General features: G+C 34.7%; 13 protein-coding genes and 1 riboswitch. Of the genes, 3 read left to right on the forward strand and 10 right to left on the reverse strand.

Annotated elements, in window-relative coordinates; all coding sequences use genetic code 11:
* Positions 1–69 precede the first annotated feature (69 nt).
* Positions 70–1,527 carry a PAS domain-containing sensor histidine kinase gene (locus tag AMD00_RS14015; RefSeq protein ID WP_211258649.1) on the reverse strand — a complete coding sequence of 486 codons (1,458 nt, stop codon included), beginning with the start codon at positions 1,525–1,527 and terminating at the stop codon, positions 70–72.
* A gap of 266 nt (positions 1,528–1,793) precedes the next feature.
* Between AMD00_RS14015 and AMD00_RS14020 the strand changes: the two genes are divergently transcribed.
* On the forward strand, positions 1,794–3,542 hold the full coding sequence (locus AMD00_RS14020) for a B12-binding domain-containing radical SAM protein (protein ID WP_053417635.1): 1,749 nt from the start codon (positions 1,794–1,796) through the stop codon (positions 3,540–3,542).
* A gap of 135 nt (positions 3,543–3,677) precedes the next feature.
* Here AMD00_RS14020 and AMD00_RS14025 read toward each other — a convergent pair whose 3' ends face one another.
* The 8 genes from AMD00_RS14025 to AMD00_RS14060 all read right to left on the reverse strand — a co-directional run bounded on the left by AMD00_RS14025 (position 3,678) and on the right by AMD00_RS14060 (position 17,179).
* A complete protein-coding gene (locus AMD00_RS14025; protein WP_053417636.1) occupies positions 3,678–5,027 on the reverse strand; it encodes a TrkH family potassium uptake protein in 1,350 nt (449 codons plus the stop codon).
* 180 nt (positions 5,028–5,207) lie between these two features.
* Positions 5,208–5,972, reverse strand: coding sequence for a TerC family protein (locus AMD00_RS14030; RefSeq protein WP_053417637.1), 765 nt, complete (start codon positions 5,970–5,972; stop codon positions 5,208–5,210).
* Between the two features lies 1 nt (position 5,973).
* Positions 5,974–6,142: riboswitch (yybP-ykoY riboswitch) on the reverse strand.
* 109 nt (positions 6,143–6,251) lie between these two features.
* Positions 6,252–7,337, reverse strand: coding sequence for an SDR family oxidoreductase (locus AMD00_RS14035; RefSeq protein ID WP_053417638.1), 1,086 nt, complete (start codon positions 7,335–7,337; stop codon positions 6,252–6,254).
* Positions 7,338–7,356: 19 nt separating this feature from the next.
* Entirely contained in the window at positions 7,357–10,425 is a 3,069-nt protein-coding gene (locus AMD00_RS14040) for an efflux RND transporter permease subunit (RefSeq protein ID WP_053417639.1), read from the reverse strand.
* A 266-nt stretch (positions 10,426–10,691) separates the two neighbouring features.
* Entirely contained in the window at positions 10,692–12,266 is a 1,575-nt protein-coding gene (locus AMD00_RS14045) for a peptide chain release factor 3 (protein ID WP_053417640.1), read from the reverse strand.
* A 246-nt stretch (positions 12,267–12,512) separates the two neighbouring features.
* The gene (locus AMD00_RS14050; protein ID WP_053417641.1) at positions 12,513–14,384 is read right to left on the reverse strand and encodes a muramidase family protein; all 1,872 of its coding nucleotides are present in this window, start codon (positions 14,382–14,384) and stop codon (positions 12,513–12,515) included.
* 249 nt (positions 14,385–14,633) lie between these two features.
* Positions 14,634–16,112, reverse strand: coding sequence for a UDP-N-acetylmuramoyl-L-alanyl-D-glutamate--2,6-diaminopimelate ligase (locus AMD00_RS14055; RefSeq protein ID WP_053417642.1), 1,479 nt, complete (start codon positions 16,110–16,112; stop codon positions 14,634–14,636).
* The gene (locus AMD00_RS14060; protein WP_053417643.1) at positions 16,112–17,179 is read right to left on the reverse strand and encodes a M42 family metallopeptidase; all 1,068 of its coding nucleotides are present in this window, start codon (positions 17,177–17,179) and stop codon (positions 16,112–16,114) included. Before AMD00_RS14060 ends, AMD00_RS14055 begins: the two co-directional genes overlap by 1 nt.
* A gap of 102 nt (positions 17,180–17,281) precedes the next feature.
* Between AMD00_RS14060 and AMD00_RS14065 the strand changes: the two genes are divergently transcribed.
* A complete protein-coding gene (locus AMD00_RS14065; RefSeq protein WP_083446231.1) occupies positions 17,282–18,859 on the forward strand; it encodes a two-component system sensor histidine kinase NtrB in 1,578 nt (525 codons plus the stop codon).
* A 164-nt stretch (positions 18,860–19,023) separates the two neighbouring features.
* Here AMD00_RS14065 and AMD00_RS14070 read toward each other — a convergent pair whose 3' ends face one another.
* Complete coding sequence (locus AMD00_RS14070) at positions 19,024–20,415, reverse strand: aldehyde dehydrogenase (RefSeq protein ID WP_053417644.1); 1,392 nt, start codon at positions 20,413–20,415, stop codon at positions 19,024–19,026.
* Positions 20,416–20,606: 191 nt separating this feature from the next.
* On the opposite strand from AMD00_RS14070, the gene AMD00_RS23580 reads away from it, so the two are divergent.
* Positions 20,607–20,759, forward strand: a complete 153-nt coding sequence (locus AMD00_RS23580) for a hypothetical protein (RefSeq protein WP_169786361.1) — start codon at positions 20,607–20,609, stop codon at positions 20,757–20,759.
* Positions 20,760–20,985: the final 226 nt, after the last annotated feature.

Consider the following 20,985-nt stretch of genomic DNA (forward strand, 5'->3'; position numbering starts at 1 on the left):
TTTAAAGCTATTATATCGATAATGTTGAAGCTTTGTCAAAATAGACTAATGAAAAACCCATACACCCTTTTAGCTTGTGTATAGGCTTTCTGGCTTTGGTTCATACTGAGGAATTGAAGGGTCTACTCCTAATGGCAATGTAATTTCAAAGCTTGTCCCTTTTTGTAATTCACTAGACACTTCAATTTTACCACCGTGCTCTTCAATTGTTTTCAATACGAATGGCAGACCTAGACCTGTCCCACTTCTTTTCGTAGAATAGAATGGCATGAAAATCTTTTGGATTTCTAGATCGCTTATACCTGAACCACAGTCTTTAATTGTTAACTTCATTTGCCCCATAAAGTCAAAAGTTTGGGTAATCGTTATATCGCCACCATCTGGCATTACTTCTATAGCATTTTTAATGAGATTTATTAGTACTTGTTTGATTTTAAAATCATCCGCATATATATAACCCGGTTCAAAATCCGGTTTATTATACACAATGTTAACGTTTTTCATTAAAGCATTTGGTAGCATTAACTCAAGAACTTTAGTTACAATTTCACTTAAAGATAGCATACTTTTTGTCCATTCTTTCGGTTTAGACAATACTAAAAATTCATTGAGAATTGCTTCCATTCTCTCAAGTTCACTATCAATTACTGATAAATAACGGCGATTTTCTTCAGTCGCACTTATTTTCAATAATTCGGTAAAACCTTTTAAGGATGTCATCGGATTACGTATTTCATGTGCGATACTAGCAGCAAGCTCTCCTAGAATGTTTAGTGAATCTTGATGTTCCACTTGTTGTTTTAAGTTCATCATTTCTGTGTCATCACGAATAACAGTCATGTGAAGTTCTGATGTCGAATCGTAGGTGCTCACAATATTAAGATACCTAGTATATTCATTTGCAAACTGAATATTAAAAGTATGTTCAGCTTTGCCTGCCGTCAATAGCTGTTTAAAGAAATGACGAATCTCATTTGTTTCCCCGTGGAATATCTCCATTAAAACAGGTATTTTATTGCCAAGAAGGACCTTTCTTGACACTTGTAATAATTCTTCGGCCAGATTATTAACTTCTACAATGGTACCGTTCTTATCCGTTAATATAATGCCATTTGTAGAATAATTAAACACATGATTGAATTTCTTCTCACTGTCATTTAATAAACTGAAAGTTGGCAATTCTACAGTAGATCGTTCGAATCGCACAATCATGACATTAAATTTAGTATAATGGAATCCTGTAATTCTAACTCCTTCAATTATACTTTGATTTATATTTAAATTAAGTACGCATGCCGCATGCTTTTCATTGATTAATTCATGAATAAAATGTTGCCAATCTGCTTTAAAAGACTCTTCCACAATAGTTTCTAAATCCATGCTTAGATCTATTGCTAACATTTCCTTTGCAGAATCATTAATCCTAACCATTTTGCAATTAGTATCTAAAATTGTAAGCGGGTCTTTTATTTCCTTAAATAAATAGTCGAACGTTGGATTAGTACTACTCGTCATACGCTGTTTCACCGCACCTTTCGTTTACTTCTATAACCCTATGCATCCTATTAAAAAAGTATGCAAATATAATCGAAAATAAAAAGGTCACAATTGAGACACAAACGTTTATATATAATATTCAGATTATTCCATAAAAAATAATATATAGGAATAGGTCTTTATACTTATATTGCAGAAGTTTCGCAATATTGTTACAATCAATATCGGTTACACATATGTTACTTTCTCATTAATAACAGCCTACATTACGCTGTTTTCCAAAGGAGTTCACAAATATGAACATAGTACTAGCTACTTTAAATGCAAAATATATCCATACTAATATCGCATTGCGCTATTTAAAATCATTTGCTATACCCGAATTCGACCCAATTATCTCTGAATACACTATTAAAGACCCTTCTTTTAATATTGTTTCTGATATTTATCAAAAAAAACCTGATATCGTGGGCTTTAGCTGCTACATCTGGAATATCGAAGAAACGATTCGCGTCATTAGAATGTTAAAGAAAGTTAGTCCTAATACAAAAATCATTCTTGGTGGTCCTGAAGTATCTTATGATGTGCATGATTGGCTTCGTAGACTTAATGACGTGGATTATATCATTATGGGTGAAGGAGAATATTCTTTTAAACAACTCCTTTTCCACTTAAATGGCGAACTACCCCTTGAAGAAGTCCCAGGAATTTGTTATTTAAAAGATGGTAAAGTCATTATTCACCCTCAACCTAAAAAAGTCGATTTACGCGAAATGCCAAGTCCTTATCGCTTTGAAGAGGACATTCCTGATATTCCAAAACGAATTTCATATATTGAAACCAGCCGTGGATGTCCATTTAGCTGTCAATTCTGCCTATCATCCATTGAAGTTGGAGTCCGTTACTTTAACCGTGAAAAGATAAAAGAAGATATTCGTTACTTAATGGAACATGGTGCTAGAACGATTAAATTCGTCGACCGTACATTTAATATTAGCCGTAGCTATGCAATGGAAATGTTCCAATTTTTAATCGATGAGCATAAACCAGGTGTAGTCTTTCAATTTGAAATTACAGCTGATATTATGCGACCTGAAGTCATTCAATTTTTGAATGATAACGCACCTAAGGGGCTATTCCGCTTTGAGATAGGTGTTCAATCAACAAATGACTTAACGAATGAACTTGTCAAACGACGACAAAATTTCGAAAAACTATCTCGTACAGTTACTATGGTTAAAGATGGGGGCAAGATAGATCAACATTTGGACTTAATAGCTGGGTTACCTGAAGAAGATTATGCTAGTTTCCGTCAAACTTTTAATGATGTATTTGCAATGCGTCCGGAGGAGTTACAACTAGGTTTCTTAAAACTACTACGCGGTACAGGTTTACGATTGCAAGCGAAGGAATATGGTTATGAATATGTCGATATGGCACCTTATGAAATTTTCGCTAACAACTTATTAACATTTGATGATATTTTACGTATTAAACAAGCAGAAGATGTATTAGAAAAATATTGGAATGATCATCGCATGGATCGTACGGTAGAATATCTAGTAACAGAAGTATTTGAATCTCCATTCGAATTCTTCCAAGAATTCGGTACATATTGGGAAGAGCGGGCATGGTCAAGAATAGGCCATCAGCTTGAAGATTTATTTAACCGTTTACTTCAATTTTTACATGACCGTGGTGGCGTAAATTTAGAAATAGTAACAAACTTAATGCAACTTGATTACTTAGCAGTCCAACAGTTCCAACCTCGCAAAATTTGGTGGGATAAACGCGTTTCAAGTGAAGAATCCAAAAAGCTTTTCCAACAGTTGCGTGAAAATCCTGAGATCGCTGGTGAGGAATTTGCTTCATTCCAATTAAATGAAAAGGAATTATATAAACATACTTTACTCGTTCCTTTCTCACTTGATTATGAAGCTTTAGAAAATGGACACCTTGCTACACAAAATGGTTATTTATTAACCTACTTCAGAAAAGATAATAAACCTTACTTCACAACTATTTCAGGTACACTCATTTCTTAATAACAAAGTAGAGCAAATACCATTAAAATTGGCTTTGCTCTGCTTTTTTCTATCGCTAAAAATGAAAATGTTATGAATCAAAAAAATCGTCTACGTTTTTAACTTAATGTTAGAACGTAGACGACTTTCTGAAGATTATCCAATAATTACGCGCTCTTTTGGATAGTGGTATTTCGATTTCTTTGCCTTCCCTCCAAGAGAATATAAGAAGGATATAAGACCAACTCGACCGATGAACATTAGTAACATCATGATTACTTTCCCAATTGATGATAAATGTTCTGTCAAACCAAGTGACATACCACAAGTTCCGAATGCGGATGTAATTTCAAATACAATTTGAGTTAATGTAGCTTCCGGCTCAGTGATTAATAAAATCATCGTTGCAACAAGTACCATCGCTACAGCTAAAATGATAACAACATATGAACGGTACACATCAACAATATGAATCTCACGATTAAAAATCTGGATTTCTTCCTTACCCCTTGCAAAATTAATTAAAAATAAAATTGCTATCGCAAAAGTAGTTGTCCGAATACCACCACCAACCGAACTTGGCGAAGCCCCTATAAACATTAGGAAACTTAAAAAAACATCTGTCGCTTCACTGAATTTCGTGACATCTATTGTCGTTAATCCAGCTGAACGTGCTGAAATAGAATGGAACATCGCTGAGAAAAATGCCTCATGCCAGCTCATCCCTTTAAATGCATGGAATGATTCAATAATAAGTATTACGAAAGTACCGAAGAGAAATAACATCGCATAAGTAGCTGTCGTAATTTTTGTAAACAACGAGAAACGAAAATTTCTATTTTTATTTTCTAAAAAGGCTTTAATTTCAATCAATACAGGGAAACCAATTGCCCCTAAAGTAATTAATAACATATTAATTGCTTGTACAAAATAATCACCATGGAAAGGTAATAATGACATACCGGTTATATCAAAACCACCATTTGTCGTCGCAGAAATAGCCCCGAAAACACCATGTAATAATGCTTCTTTGAAGTTGTCGAAATATTGTACGAAATAAAGCGTTAATACGGTAGCACCTATAAGTTCAATCGTTATTAATATTTTCACGATTTCTTTTATTAGATACACGACACCTGATATTTTCGTTTGGTTATGATCGACCATGATTAGTTGACGTTCACGCATCCCAATCTTCTTCCCGACAAGTAACCAAACAAAGGTGCCTAAAGACATAATCCCAATTGCACCTAATTGTAAAATTAGCAGTAACATAACAATACCAAAAACTGAATACGTTTCAGATATATTCGTAACTGTTAAACCGGTCACACTAACTGCACTAACTGCAGTAAATAACGAATCAAGTAACGAAACTTCTACACCTGGTTTATGTACACCTGGTAACCTTAAAAGTACAAAAGAAATAGCAATGGCTATAAAATAATATGAAACAATAGCTTGGAATGGTGTTGCACGCCGATTGATATCTTTAGTAAACCCCAAATAAATCGAATCCTTTCAATCTTGAAAACAAGATACTCCCTATTGTATGAAAAAGTAAGAGAAAAGGAAAGTACCTAAAAATATTCTCTCTATAACTTTTCAATCTACCCTATTCTGCCCTTTTTCTCCAAATAAAAAACCCTACTCACCATAAATATGGAAAATAGGGTCCCAACTAAATTATTCAGTTGCATCTGACTTTTTCTTATTGCGGACTCCTACAAGGTAGCCACCTACTGCTAGTACAACAAGTACAATCCAGAATGTCATTTTCCAACCAGTTGAATGAGGGAAAGACTCTTCTAAAATCGCTACCTTTGGATGTGCTAATGTCAAAACTAATAATTTCACTCCGACCCATCCAACGATTAAAAACGCCGCCGTTTCTAAAGATGGATAAGATTGTAGTAACTTAACAAACCATTGTGCTGCAAAACGCATAATGACTAAGCCAATAATACCGCCTAAGAACATAACGGCGAACTGACCACCATTAATACCACCAACGTGGAAATTTCCAATTTCAGGTAGAGTTACAGCTAAAGCTACTGCAGCAAGCATTGAATCAATAGCAAAAGCCAAATCTGCTAATTCTACTTTAAATACTGTCATCCAGAAGCCAGAACCCTGTTTTTCTTCGACTTTTTCCTCCTGATTCTTTTTCTTCCAATGATCATATAAATGTTTGAAACAGATAAATAGTAAATAAGCTGCTCCTAACGCTTGAATTTGCCAAAAGTTCACTAGGAATGTAATCATAAATAGCGCAGCAAATCGTAATACAAACGCACCTAGCAAGCCGTAAAATAACGCTCTTTTCTGTTGTACAGGTGGTAAGTGCTTGACCATAACAGCCATAACAACCGCATTATCTGCGGCTAGTAAACCTTCTAATACTATTAGTACTAATAGCACCCATGCATATTCCAATAATATCGCGTCCATCCAATTTCCTCCTTTTTCAAACAAAAATAAAAGACCCATGCCTAATAAAAGGCAAAGGTCTCGCTTAGCAATTTTAAAAATTCATTTGCTCTCATAACCGATGGTGGTTAAACCATGTAATGACGACTATGAGGTAGGTTTCCCTATAGCTACTCCCCTTTGACAAAATGTCAAAAGTAATTAAGTTTGTTTGTGACTCTATTATAACTAAAATATATGGGTAAGTAAACTTTTTTCTAGGGAAAAAATTCATTTTTTACAAAGTAACTATTATTAGTATTATTTAATTTGAATCTGATAGGCTTCGTTATTTTTATGCTTATTATAGAACTCTATCATCGTAGGTAGAGATTGAATAAAGTCTTTACATTGAATAGAAGAGCCAGATAAAAGTTGCTCAGCTGTCCTAGTGTCAAATGATGCATTCCACGTTAAATAGTCAAGAGTCTCATACTCAACACCAAGTGCTTTACGGACAGATAGTATACTCATTGATTTTCTAGCAAGACTTAGCGGAATACGCCCCTTTGGTTTTTGACCAGTCACAGTAAGTACCATGGCTCTATATATTTCTTGAACAGGATGCGGATTTGGATCAGTCATATGAACGGTCTTTCCTATAGCCTCGTAAAGAGTACTCAAGTAAACAACACCGTTCGTTATATAATCTATAGGTACCACATTTAATCTGGCATTCGATTGACCGATGTATGGAATAATTGGGAGACATTTTAATCGATCAATCATATTCAAAAAGAAATACGGTCCATCAAATTTAACTGTTTCTCCTGTTTGTGAATGACCTCTCACGATACCAGGACGAATTATCGTTACTGGCATCGTCGCCTTTAATTGTTCTACTAATGTTTCTGCTTCGAATTTCGTTTCTTCATAGAAATTTTTAAAACTTATTGGACGGATTAATTCAGATTCCTTTAAAATGCCTTCACGGGTTCCTGCTACATAAGCCGTACTAAAATACATATAACGTTTTATATTTTCCATTCGGCTAACAAATTCATTTACTATTGACGTGCCTTGAACATTTACTTTCCAGGCAGCCTCTTTTGGTACAGCCAAATCATAGATAGCAGCTAAATGCCAAACGACATCCACCTCATTCATTAATTCCTCAAGTTGATTACTGTTAATATCTAAGTTTGGTAATGTAATATCTCCTTCAATAATAACTATTTTTTTTCCCGGATAATCTTTTAATATGCGCTCAGCTTCAGCTTCAGCACGTTGCTTCTCCGTTATTAATACCACCGCATACACTTTATCGTACAATTCTTGTTTAAAGGCTGTACGAACAATTTGACTAGCAATAAAACCAGGAAATCCTGTAAAAAAACCGGTAGCCATCCCATCCACCCCTTAATTACTATGCTTTTCTCTTTTTATGCAAAAAACGTGTTTCACGATCAAACAAACTATAAACAATCGGTACAATATAAAGAGTTAAAAATGTAGAACTTATTAATCCACCTATTACAGCAATCCCCATTGGTTGATTCATTTCGGTTCCTTCACCTAAACCAATAGCTAAAGGTATTAATCCTAGAACAGTCGTTGAAGCTGTCATTAATATTGGTCTTAAACGATCTCTTGCAGAAGTGACAATCGCTTCAAAAGATGGTACTCCAGCAGCCTTTCGCTGATTAATGTAATCAACAAGTACAATACCATTATTAACAACTATACCAACTAGAACCAGAATACCAATAATGGCAGTTACCCCAATCGGAGTATTCGTTAACACTAAAGCAAGTGCAACACCAATAATCATTAATGGTACAGTGAACATAATGACAAAAGGATATTTAAACGATTCAAACTGAGCTGCCATTACGATATAGACAAGTATTACTGCTAATACAATGGCTAACAGCATATCGTTAATCGATTCATCAAACAATTCACGATCCCCACTAAATTTAATCGATGTACTTTCTGGAAGATTGAGCTCTTTAATTACTTTATCAACTTTGTCTCCTGCTCCAGTTAACGTTTGTGTTGACTTATACTTCAAAATAAATGCAACAGATGGCAGTTGGTCAGTACGTCTAATGGATACTGGCCCCTCTTTCACTTTCACTTCTGCTACATCCTGTAATTCAACAAATTCTCCTGTAGCACTTCGCAGTTGCAACTTTTTTAGTTGCTCAATACTTTTTTTATATGCATCACCGTAATTCACAACAACCGATTGTACTTCATCTTGATTTGTCAAAATTTGCGTTGCTGTGACGCCTTTTGTCATTTGTTGTACGGTTTGTGCAATTTGGGCAGGCACAAAACCTAATTGTGAGGCCATCTGTTGCTTCACATTTACTTGTATTTCTTCAACTGTATTATTGAGGTCATTTTCAACTTCAGTAATATCTGAAATTGCCTCTATTTTCTTCTGAATATCCTCCACTACCTGATTAAGGCGCTTATGATTCGTGTCAGATACTCTAAATGTTAATGTATTCGGAGCAGAGCCAGATGCTGTTTGCATATTAAAACTAACATCTGCCCTATTTCCTACGTCCTGTTGCACATCTTTTTGGATAGCATCTACGAACTCAAATACAGAGCGCTTTCGTTTATCAAGGGCTACTAGTTTGACAGAAAGTTCAGCTTCATTTGCTTTAGAATTCCCCCTCGATTGTGTTTGTTGATTTCCTCCAATGAAGCTAACGTAAACTGCAACGTCTTGTTCTTTTTTCAATCGATCCTCAATTAACTTAACCACTTCTTCTGTTTTAGAAAGCGCGGAGCCATTTTTAAGTTTCACAGAAATTGAAAAGAACCCTTCATCAGTCGATGGCAAAAACTCCATGCCCGTACGGGTTAATCCAAAAACCGAAAGAACAAGTAAAAATAGTGTTACAGCAAGCACTAAGAATCTATGTTTGATTGCCCACTCAACTGAATTTTTAAATGCAGTATACCGTTTGGAATTGCTACGCTTTTCTTCTATATCTCCTGGCTTTCGCTTCAACATATGCCCAGCCATCATCGGCACAACAGTAAGTGCAACGACTAAAGATGCAAATAAACTAAAAGAAATAGTCAATGCAAATTCAGTGAAAATCTGACCAATTAATCCCGTTATAAAAATAACTGGTACAAATACTGCTACTGTCGTTAAGGTAGATGCAATAATTGCTATAGCCACTTCTTTCGTTCCTTCAGAAGCTGCTTGTTTTGGTGTTTTCCCCATTCCTAGATGACGCTCAATATTCTCAATTACGACAATAGCGTTATCAACAAGCATACCGATCCCTAAAGCTAATGCTCCAAGCGTTAATATATTTAACGAAAAATTGGCGAAATACATAAGAACGAACGTCACAATGACAGAATACGGGATTGCAACAGATATGATAATAGGGCTACGAATACCTCTTAAAAAAACAAATAAAACTAACATAGCAAAAATCCCACCATAAATGAGCGATGAACCAATATTATCAATTGCTAACTTTACATAATCCCCCTGATCAAATAAAATATCAGCCTTAACTCCTTCATACTGCTTTTGGGCTAATAAAGTATTTAAAGAGTTTTGGAAATTCTTCGAAACTTCTGCTGTATTAGCTCCCGATTCTTGTAAGACAGACATTAAGACAGCTGGATGCTCATTTGCTCTAGTAATCGTTGCAGTTGGTTGCTCGGCCACTTTTACATTTGCAATGTCTTGTAATTTTATTTCATTCCCATTTAAAGGGTTTGTTTTTACAATAAGTGTTTTTAAATCTTTTACTGAACTTAACGTACTTAATACTCTTACTGTCAGTTGCTGTCCTTGACCCGTTTCAATCGGATCTCCAGGTAGCGAAACATTGTTACCTTGAATTGTTTGGACAATATCTGCCTGGGTTAAACCATTTTTTACAAGCTTGTCCTTATCTAATGTTATACGCATTTCTTCTATAAGAGTCCCTGAAATATTTACACTAGCAACACCTTCCGTACGTAGTAAATCTTTCTCTAGTTTTTCTGCTAAAATGCGGACATCTTGATTGTCACCAGTTGCTTGCAATGTCAGTTGAATAACTGGAAATTGAGCTGGATCAAACTTTAAAAATTGCGGACGATTAGCTTCTGATGGGATAGGAGTTTGATCTATACGCTGTAAAATATCCGTTTGTATCTTATTTATATCTGTCGACCAATTGAATTCAAGCATCATAAAGTTTGCGCCCTCTTGAGAAGTCGATTGAATCGATTTAATTCCTGGCAAGGTTGATAAGGTACTTTCTAAAGGTTTTGTAACCTTTTCATTTACTTCAGCTGGACTAGCTCCTGAATAATTTGTAACGACAACACCAATTGGCGGATTTAACTCAGGAATTAAAGTCACTGGAATTTTGAAGAAAGATACTGCGCCTAGAATAATCACGAGCAACATCGTCACTATCGTAAAAACTGGCCTCTTGATGGAAAAATCACTAATCTTCATTGCGCTCGCTCCTTTTACTCATTCTTTTAATCATAGTGAATTACTACTTTAACTTCAAATGTTTTTTGATAATAATGATTTTTCTGAACTTTTATAAGCCTCGCGTCATACATACTATTGACAAGTTTAGTGTGAGTTAAATCTAATTGTGAAACATTTAAAATTTAAAGCAAAATAGATTATGTAGCATTTCAATAAAGCCATTACTATTTCTCAAACAAAACAAAAAAGTCGTCCCAACTAAGTAGGACGACCGATTGCGAAACTTATAATAAGCTATAAAGCTCAATATTTTCGTTTTTATCTTGGAACCAGCGCATTGCGAACTCGTTTTCAAATAAGAAGACAAGATTTTCATAACGATCGTGTACGAGCATGCTACGAGGACCTGTCATAGATTCTTTAACGTCACCTTCGTTTTGAATCCAGCGTGCTATTTTCGAGCCCATTGGTTCCATTCGAACATCTACGTTATATTCTGCTTTCATACGGTGTTCAAATACTTCAAATTGTAGTTGACCAACTGCTCCAAGTATTACTTCCTCTGTATGCAAAGTTTTGTAGTATTGGATAGCACCTTCTTGTACAAGTTGCAAGATACCTTTATGGAAGTGTTTTGATTTCATAACGTTTTTCGCTGTTACTTTCATAAATAATTCAGGTGTGAATTGTGGTAATCTTTCAAATTGGAATGTTTTTTTACCACCAACGACTGTATCACCTATTTGATAGTTACCTGTATCATAAAGACCAATTATATCTCCAGCCACAGCTTTGTCAACTGTTTCACGGTCATCCGCTAAGAACTGAGTCGATTGTGTAACCTTGAATGATTTATTTGTACGTGATAAAGTCATGTTCATACCACGTTCAAATTCTCCCGATACAATACGCACAAAAGCAATACGGTCACGGTGAGCTGGGTTCATATTTGCTTGAATTTTAAATACAAAGCCTGAGAAATCTTTGTCTAAAGGATCTACGATTTGCTCATCTTCAGTTAGACGAGGTTGTGGTGTTGGTGCAAAGTTCAAATATGTTTCTAAGAATGTTTGTACACCGAAGTTTGTTAAAGCTGATCCAAAGAATACAGGTGTTAACTCTCCTCTTGTTACACGTTCTGCTGAGAAATCATTACCAGCTTCATTTAGAAGCATAATGTCTTCCATAGCCTGTGTGTAATATGATGTTTTTTTCATCTCATGTTCAACGGCTAACTCACCATTTTCATCAATTGGTAAGAATCGCTCCTCTTCTTCTGTACGGAATTGCTCAATTCGTTTGTTGTAGCGATCGTAGATTCCTAAGAACTCTTTACCCATACCAATCGGCCAGTTCATAGCATAAGACTCAATACCAAGAACCTCTTCAAGTTCTTCCATCAACTCAAGTGGTTCTTTACCTTGACGATCTAATTTATTGATAAATGTGAAGATAGGAATACCGCGCATACGACAAACTTTGAATAGTTTTAGCGTTTGTGCCTCAATACCTTTTGCTGCATCCACAACCATTACAGCACTATCTACTGCCATTAACGTACGGTACGTATCTTCCGAGAAATCCGAGTGCCCAGGTGTATCTAAAATGTTAACACGGCGACCATTATAATCAAATTGCATCACTGAAGATGTTACTGAAATCCCACGTTGCTTTTCAATTTCCATCCAGTCAGAAGTAGCAAATTTACCTGTTTTTTTCGCTTTAACCGTACCTGCATCGCGAATTGCGCCACCGAAGTACAAAAGCTTTTCTGTTATCGTTGTTTTACCAGCATCCGGGTGAGAGATGATGGCAAACGTACGACGAGATAATATATCTTGTTCAAGATTAGAACTCATTTTTCAGTCTCCTTCTATCCATTATGTTTCATCTTAAAACTAAAAATGTTAAGCCATACTGAACCGAATACAGCTGTCAATATAAGTTTTTCATTGACGGACTCTATTCGGTGAGCGTGACGTACAATTTATTTTTTTCTATTATTGTAGTCCATTCTCCATGCGCTTATCCTGTTATACATTCTTAACCCTATTATTATAACAAAAAAGAGCATACATAGTTAGCATGCTCTTATCTAGAATGTGTTATTTTTTGATAATTAGTGATTGTCCTACATAAATCAAATCCGACTTTAAATTGTTCCAGTTTTTTAAATTCACTACTGATACTCCGTATACTTTTCCAATTACAGATAATGAATCTCCATATTGGACGATATATTTAGAGACTTTATTAGTAGGCTGTGTATTTGTTACTTTTTGTTTAATAATTAGTTCTTGCCCAATTAGAATTGTGTCGGATTTTAAATTATTCCAGTTTTTTATATCCGCGATAGATACATTATACACTCTGCTTATAGCAGATAAAGTATTACCCCTCTGCACTGTATAATACATGTTGGTAGAGGATACTTTGTTATTTGTTGACGTATTGTCACTATTAGTTTTGTTATTAGTAGTATTTGTTTTTTTGGTAACGATTATTTTCTGTCCTATATAAATCGTGTCAGATTTTAAATTATTCCAACTTTTCAACTTTGCTACTGTTGTATTGTATTTAATCGCAATAGCAGATAAGGTATTGCCTTTTTGTATTGTATAATATTTTGTTGTAGCTGATTGATTACTTGAGTTTGTATTTCCCCCTTGAACTATATTCTCAACTTTTCCACTTTTGTTTACTATCAACTTTTGTCCTATATAAATTGTATCGGATTTTAAATTATTCCAACTCTTCAATTTTGCTACTGTTGTATTGTATTTGATCGCGATAGCAGATAAAGTATTGCCTTTTTGTACTGTGTAATATTTATTCGTTGTTGTAGATTGATTATTTGAGTTTGTACTTTCTCCTAAACCAGCATTTTCTAGTGTTTCACCCTTGCTAATTATTAATTTTTGTCCTACATAAATCACGTCGGATTCCAAATTATTCCACTTTTTCAAGATTGCTACTGTTGTTCTATATTTTTGTGCAATAGCCGATAGCGTGTTGCCTTTTTGTACTGTATATAAGACCTCGTTTCCTAGTGAACTATTAGAATCATTGTTATCTATTGGCTCATCTCCTGAAGAATCTCCTACAGATGCCTTAGAATCATAAGTTGTTAAATTATATGTTGCAATTAAATTATTTAGTTTACTAGCATAAAGCGTATCCGTAGCATATGTACCAGTTAAAGCACGAGTCGCATCTTGATAAGAATTCGTATGACTTTTCCATACTTTCATGTAACGAAAGGCATCCCAAGATACTCCGTTTCTAATTAAATTAACATAATCTTGCAACGACTGTGTGTGAGATGGATATTTTTTAAAGTGAGCAGAAATTTGATAGTAATTCCCCTTACCATCATCTTCTAAAGTTAGCATCTCTACAAAAGCTCCTTGATAATTACCTTTCATTCCAAATAAATTGTAATTCGGCGCTGCACCTAAAGCACTTGTCCCATATGAACTTTCAAGAACAGCTTGTGCAAGCATAACTGAAGCATATAAGTCATTTGTCTTTGCTAAAGTCCTAGCTATCGGTGCAATCTTTTGTATAAATGTTGAAATATTACCACTACTATATGGTGCAACTGTTTTTACAATAGTTTGTGGTGGTACAATTTCTTCTACTTCATTTGTAGTTGAAACAGCCTTTTGTTTTGTATTATTTGTTAGCTCTTCTTGTTCTTTATCAATTGTTTTATCTAAGGTATTTGATGTATCCATAACTTGTTCTGTGATGCTTATATCTTTTGCACTTTCAATTACCGACAAATCAGATTCTTCAATAACAGGAGTTAATGCCTGATCATTCTTTTCCATTTTCTCAATTTCTGTATTTGTTTGCACTATTAAGTCTTCATCATTATTTAAATCTGCCTTTGCAACTCCAGGCAAGGCTGATGTTCCAATTACTGTAGTCATTCCAACAACTAATATACTTTTCGCGCCAATTTTAGTATCCATACTTAACGGTGCTATTAGATATCTTCTTCATTAGCACCTATCTCTCCTCCATTCAATAAATAATCGTTTATACCTAAAAATTAAACATAAATATAAATCTTTTATATCTAACTACCACTCTTTTAATCGTTACAAAAAAACTATTTAATTACACACCATTATACCTATTTTTGATTACAGGGAGATTAAAAAAACACTACAAATGTAATAAATAAATACATTTGTAGTGTTTTCATTTTATGGCAAGCATTATTTAGTTGATGACTGGAATTTTTCACGAGCAGCTTCTAGTGCAATCTCTGCGTCACTATGAGGATATTTTGTATTCTCAATAATCTGATAATCTTCGTGACCTTTACCAGCGAAAATAATTAAATCTCCTGCTTCAGCAACTTCTACAGCTTTTTTCACCGCTTCTGCACGATCACCGATACAAGCGTAGTGATCATGTGTCATACCCTTTTCAAGGTCTGCTAAAATACTGTCATATTCTTCATACCGTGGATCATCTGTCGTTAAAATCACATAATCCGAAAGAGAAGCCATTTTCGCCATATCAGGTCGTTTAGATTTATCACGATTACCACCTGTACCAATAACGAAAATCATTTTATTTTTTTTGTAAGGCATTGCTGCACTAATTGCTTTTTCAATTGCATCAGGTGTATGTGCATAATCAACGAAAATTGAGATTGGTAAATCACCTGTAGGAATCCCTTGCATACGACCTTTAACAGATTCAATTGCTTCAACTTGTTCAATAATATCTTCAAGAGCATAGCCTCTAGCATATAAAGCGGCAGTAGCTGCTAGCACATTATATATATTAAATTCTCCAAGTAAATGCATTTTAATAGGGAAAGTTCCTTCTGGTGTTTCCATATCGAAGTAAGTCATATGATTATGATATTGACAGTTAACACCTTTAAAAATGGCGTCATTTTTTATACCGTAAGTCCAGATTGGGTATGGCGTTAATTCTTGATATCTTTCTGACCATGGATCATCTGCATTTAAGACGGCGTCTTTATCTTTTTCAAGGTCTTGTCCAAGTTGGGAGAAAAGCATACCTTTTGCGTTTCCGTAGTTCTCCATCGTACCGTGGAAATCTAAGTGATCATGCGTTAGATTTGTGAAAATAGCGACATCAAAATCCACACCAGCTAAACGGCCCTCTACTAATCCGTGTGAAGAAACTTCCATAATCATCCCTTGACATCCTTCAGCTGCTGCACGGAAAATCATTTGCTGAGTACTAAGTGCGTCACTAGTAGTGTTTGCAGACTCGTACATGACACCATTTAGATTAAATCCGATTGTACCTGATAAAGCTGTTTTAATACCTAATCCATGGAGAATATCTCGAATTATAGATGTAACACTTGTTTTGCCATTTGTTCCTGTTACCCCAAACATTGTCATGTCTTTAGATGGATAATCGAAGAACTTCGCTGCAAGTAAACCTAGCGCACGACTAGTATTATTTACGATTACTTGTGCTACATCTCCTTCAAGGTCTAACTCGTGGTCTGCTACAATAATAATAGCACCATTTTCAACAGCTTTTTGTGCATAGTCATGACCATCTACTGTGTAACCCTTAATACAAACGAACACACTTTTCGGTTGTACACCTCGAGAATCAATCGCAATATCTTTAATATTTTCTGGTAATTGACCTATTACTTTTTTTATTGGTAAACATTGTAGTAATTCGGTGGCTTGCATTATTCTGCCTCCTGTTCATCAATCATTGGAGATTTGATGTATGCTAATAATAAATTTGCTGTATGTCTAAGTGAATCGATATGTGTACGTTCATAAGCATGAGACGCTTCAATTCCTGGTCCAAATAATGCATGTCGTACATCAGCACCCGCTCTAATCGCAGCTGAAGCATCTGAGCCGTAGTATGGATAAATATCTAATTTATAATCTATGTTATTGTCTTTAGCAAGTGCTACAAGCTGTCTAGTTAATGCGTAATGATATGGACCACTTGAATCTTTTGCACAGATTGAAACAGTATATTCATCAGATGCTTGTCCATCACCGATTGCTCCCATATCTACAGCAATATATTCTACCGTTTCAGGTGGAATGTTAGAGTTTCCTCCATAACCTATTTCTTCATTATTAGAAATATAGAAATGTGTTGTATATGGTAATTCAATTTTTTCTATAGTTAATTTTTCAAGTAATTTTAATAATAAAGTTGTGCTCGCTTTATCATCTAAATGACGTGATTTTATAAAACCACTTTCAGTAAATTCAAAACGTGGATCAAAAGATACGAAATCCCCTACTTCAATACCTTTAGTACGAATATCGCTTGAACTAAATACTTTTTCATCTAGGCGAACTTCGATGTGATCTTCGTTACGAGGAAGTTTCCCTGCTTCACGATAAACATGTACTGTCGTTTCATGCATTAGAATCGTACCTCTAATTTTATCACCTTTAGCTGTATGAATTGTACAATATTCACCTTCTACAGCATTCCAGTTGAATCCTCCTACCATAGACAATTTCAAACGTCCATTTTCTTTCACTTCTTTTACCATTGCACCTAAAGTATCTGTATGCGCTGTTAAGAGGCGATGTCTAGAATCATCTTTACCTAAAATAGTTGCGATTATTGCACCTTTATTTGTTTTTTTATAAGATACGTCCATCTTTTCTAGTAGGCTAGACATATAATTCATAATGTCCTCTGTAAAGCCAGATGGACTAGCAATATTCACTAATTCCTTCAGTAATTCAACCGTTTCTCGTTCTTTAAAATCGCTTGTCAAATTAAAAGCCTCCCTTATTCTTTTCATCATATCAAAATATGACATTTTACGACAACGTTAAATCATGTATGATGGTATTATAACCAAATTCGAGGTGTCTTTATGAAGCACTCTACTATTTTACGTAAAAGAAATCAATTTGTACTGTTTTTATTTGCAACTGGGCTCATCATTCACGCCATTCTAAGTAGCATCCATTTGATAAATTATGATGTACCTTTCCCCTTCACCGCAAGCATTTATTGTGTACTTTTACTTGTTTGTTCGGCACTACATATAAATGAATATGTAATGAGGATATTATTAATTATCGGATTGAATGGTTCCATTATATTATTGATAATGCAAACTAATTATATTTATCAGTTAGTATTTCTTATTCTACTACTTTTTTTACTAGCAATATATCAATCACTTTGGATTAATTTATCGATGTTTATTGTTACTATCATTCAGATTATTTTACTTATAGAATATCGCTATACAATATTCCGTAATTCTATAACTGATACAGATATTGCCCTTTTTACTATAATCTTATTTATTGTCGCTATAATCGGCTTTATGCAAACAGTTTATATCAATAATTCATGGAAGAAAATGGAGTCCCATTCAGACTCTTTAGAGAAGGCTTTCTTATCAAAGGAAGCTTACTTAAATTTATTTTTTGAAAATGCGAAAGACAGTATTGCCGTTTTTGATTTAGAAAATAAAATCATTACCGTTAATCCAGCATTTGAGAAACTTTATGGATGGAAAAAGAGAGAATGTATTGGAAAAGCTGTTCCGTTAGTATCTCCAGAGTATATAAACTTAGCAAAAGAACGATGCAATCACTTATTGAATAGTGGGAGCTTCGATATGCTTGAATCAAAAGATATGAGAAAAGACGGCACTTATTTTGACGCACAAATGACGTTATCCCCTATTTTTGATTATAACGGCAAAATTATAGCTACATCCGTAATCACTCGTGATATTTCATATAAAAAAGAAGCTGAAAAACTAATCATTCAGTCGGAAAAGTTAAAGGCGATAGGAGAAATAGCTGCCGGTGTCGCACACGAAGTACGTAATCCGCTAACTGTTATTTCTGGTTTCGTCCAAATGATGAATAACGATAAAAGCTCACCATATGCATTTTATACAAATTTAATTGAGGCTGAAATTGATCGCATTAACTTAATTATTAGTGAGTTTTTAGTTCTCTCAAAACCACATGCTATGCAACCAAAAGTATTCAAAATTGATAAAGTCATCTCAGATATCCTGACTTTATATCAACCTGAGTTGCAATTAAAAAACATTGAACTCATACAAAATTGGAACACGAATAATATGATGATCAAAGGTGACGCCAACCAAATTAAACAAGTTATTATTAATATTATAAAAAATGCAGTAGAAGCGATTGAAAAAGACGGTAATATTAGCGTTACTGTTGAAAAAACGGCCAATCAATTCTGTAGTATCTGTTTTTCGGACGATGGGGGCGGTATGGAAAAAGAAGTTATAGAACATATTTTCAAACCCTTTTATACGACAAAAACAGAGGGCACTGGTCTTGGGATGATGATTTCAGAAAAGATTATTCAAGAACACGAAGGTCAAATTACAATTGATAGTGAATACGGTAAGGGCACTAGTATTACAATTAAGCTTCCTTACGTTGACAATTAATGTACATAAAAAGCATTTCTAGTGGTTATAAGACCTTAGAAATGCTTTTCTTTTATCAATTAGTTCCCACTCTCACGCAGAGTTCTAATAAACACAATTTTCATAAAAAAGATATGAACGCCTATCAGTCAATACAATCAACTAAAAGACGTTCTTTGCCACTCTTATCTTAAAATGGTTTTTACTAATTTCACTTTCTGTTTATACGGTGGGAATAACAAATTATTTGCCAGCTTCGTTGACTTTTTCAAAATAGATTTTGGATGTGTAAAGCATTCGAAGCTTGCCTTCCCATGATAAGCATTAACGCCAGAATTACCGACACCTCCAAATGGTAAATAGACACTAGCTACATGAGTTACTGTATCATTTACACAACCACCACCAAACGGTAATTCCTCAAGGAAATATTGAATGGCTTTTTCTGTCTCAGAGAAAAAGTACGCTGCTAATGGTTTCGGATATTGTCGAATTTGATGAATAGCTACCCTCAAATCATCGTAAACGATAATCGGTAAAATGGGGCCAAATAGTTCATCTTCCATTGAAGGGCTATTCCACGAAATATTTTGTAAGACAGTCGGCTCTATATATAAATCGTCACGATCATAGTTACCACCAAATAACACATGGCTCTGCTCTCTATCTAATATATTCTGCAAGCGATCAAATTGACGCTCATTAATAATGCGACCATAATCCGGGCTGTCTTGTGCGTCTTTGCCGTAAAACTTTTGGAGAGTCTTTTTCAGAATTCGGATAAAAGGTACTTTCACGGACTCATGTACTAATACATAATCCGGAGCGACACATGTTTGACCCGCATTCGTAAATTTCCCCCATGCAATACGCTTCACAGCAACTTCTAAATTTGCTGTTTGGTCAACAATTGCAGGGCTTTTCCCTCCTAGTTCAAGCGTATGTGGTGTTAAGCGTTCTGCTGCTGCTTTCGCAATGATTTTACCAACAGCTACACTTCCAGTAAAGAAAATATAATCAAACGAAGCATGTATCAAAGCAGTTGTTTCTTCCTTTTCTCCTTCCACTATACGCACGTAATCTTCCTGGAACGTTTCTTGTATTATTTTTTTTATAATTTCAGCAGTATGTACAGATGCTTCAGAAGGTTTTACAATCGCAGTATTGCCACCGATAATTGCCCCAATTAAAGGTTCCATTACTAACTGGAATGGATAATTGAATGGACCAATAATAAGTACAGTCCCATATGGCTCTCGGACAATGAAACTTTTCCCTGGTTGAAAATGTAGTGGAGTTGGCACAGAAACTGGTTGTAACCATTCTTCTAAATACTTCTGCATATAGCTAATACTATCTAGTACAATCCCTACTTCAGTGGAGTACGCTTCGAATTCATTTTTTCTTAAATCTTTGTGCAGAGCTTGTAAAATTTCTTTCTCATGACTGATGATTGCAACTTTTAATTTTTTTAATTGTTCTTTACGGAATGACAAGCTTTTTGTTGCACCTGAAAAGTAAAATTTTCGTTGTGCTGCAATCATTGCTTCTACATCGTGGGCATTAAAATTTGCCATTTAAAAAACCTCCAATTTATCGAAATATTTATCTAATTTTGTTCATAAGCTTGCATAAATACATCGTGATTTATCCATAATAAAAGTGTTACATAATTTCATAAGAAAAAGAGCCTTATCTGACTCAAATTGTACCATTTTCAAGAAGGTTGCTGTCAAATGTTGAAGACTTCTAAAAGGGGGAATGTTACATGTTGAAAACAGAAACATGGTGGGAATCAATTTTCACAGGGCCATTAGCACATGGCTTACATCCGCAAAAACAAGAGGAATTAGAGGACGAATCTTTTTTATTCTTTCAGTACAATGATACAGCATCGGAAGAAAATGATCAGCCATCTTGAATGAAGTGTAGCAAAGTGAGCTGTCCGCTTAAAAAAGGACAGCTCCTACTTTTATATATATTACTTTAACCGTTGGATATAAGCATTAATAACGTATGGATAATACTAGCCTACCCAAACTGTAATTGGTATAGACATCTATATATCACATTTTTCCATTTAATTCAAATCAAATTTACAAATTTATTTACTACCCCGGCATATCCTTCATAAATCAGTAAATCAT

This window comes from Viridibacillus arvi (genome assembly GCF_001274945.1).
GTDB classification, from domain to species: Bacteria; Bacillota; Bacilli; order Bacillales_A; family Planococcaceae; genus Viridibacillus; species Viridibacillus arvi.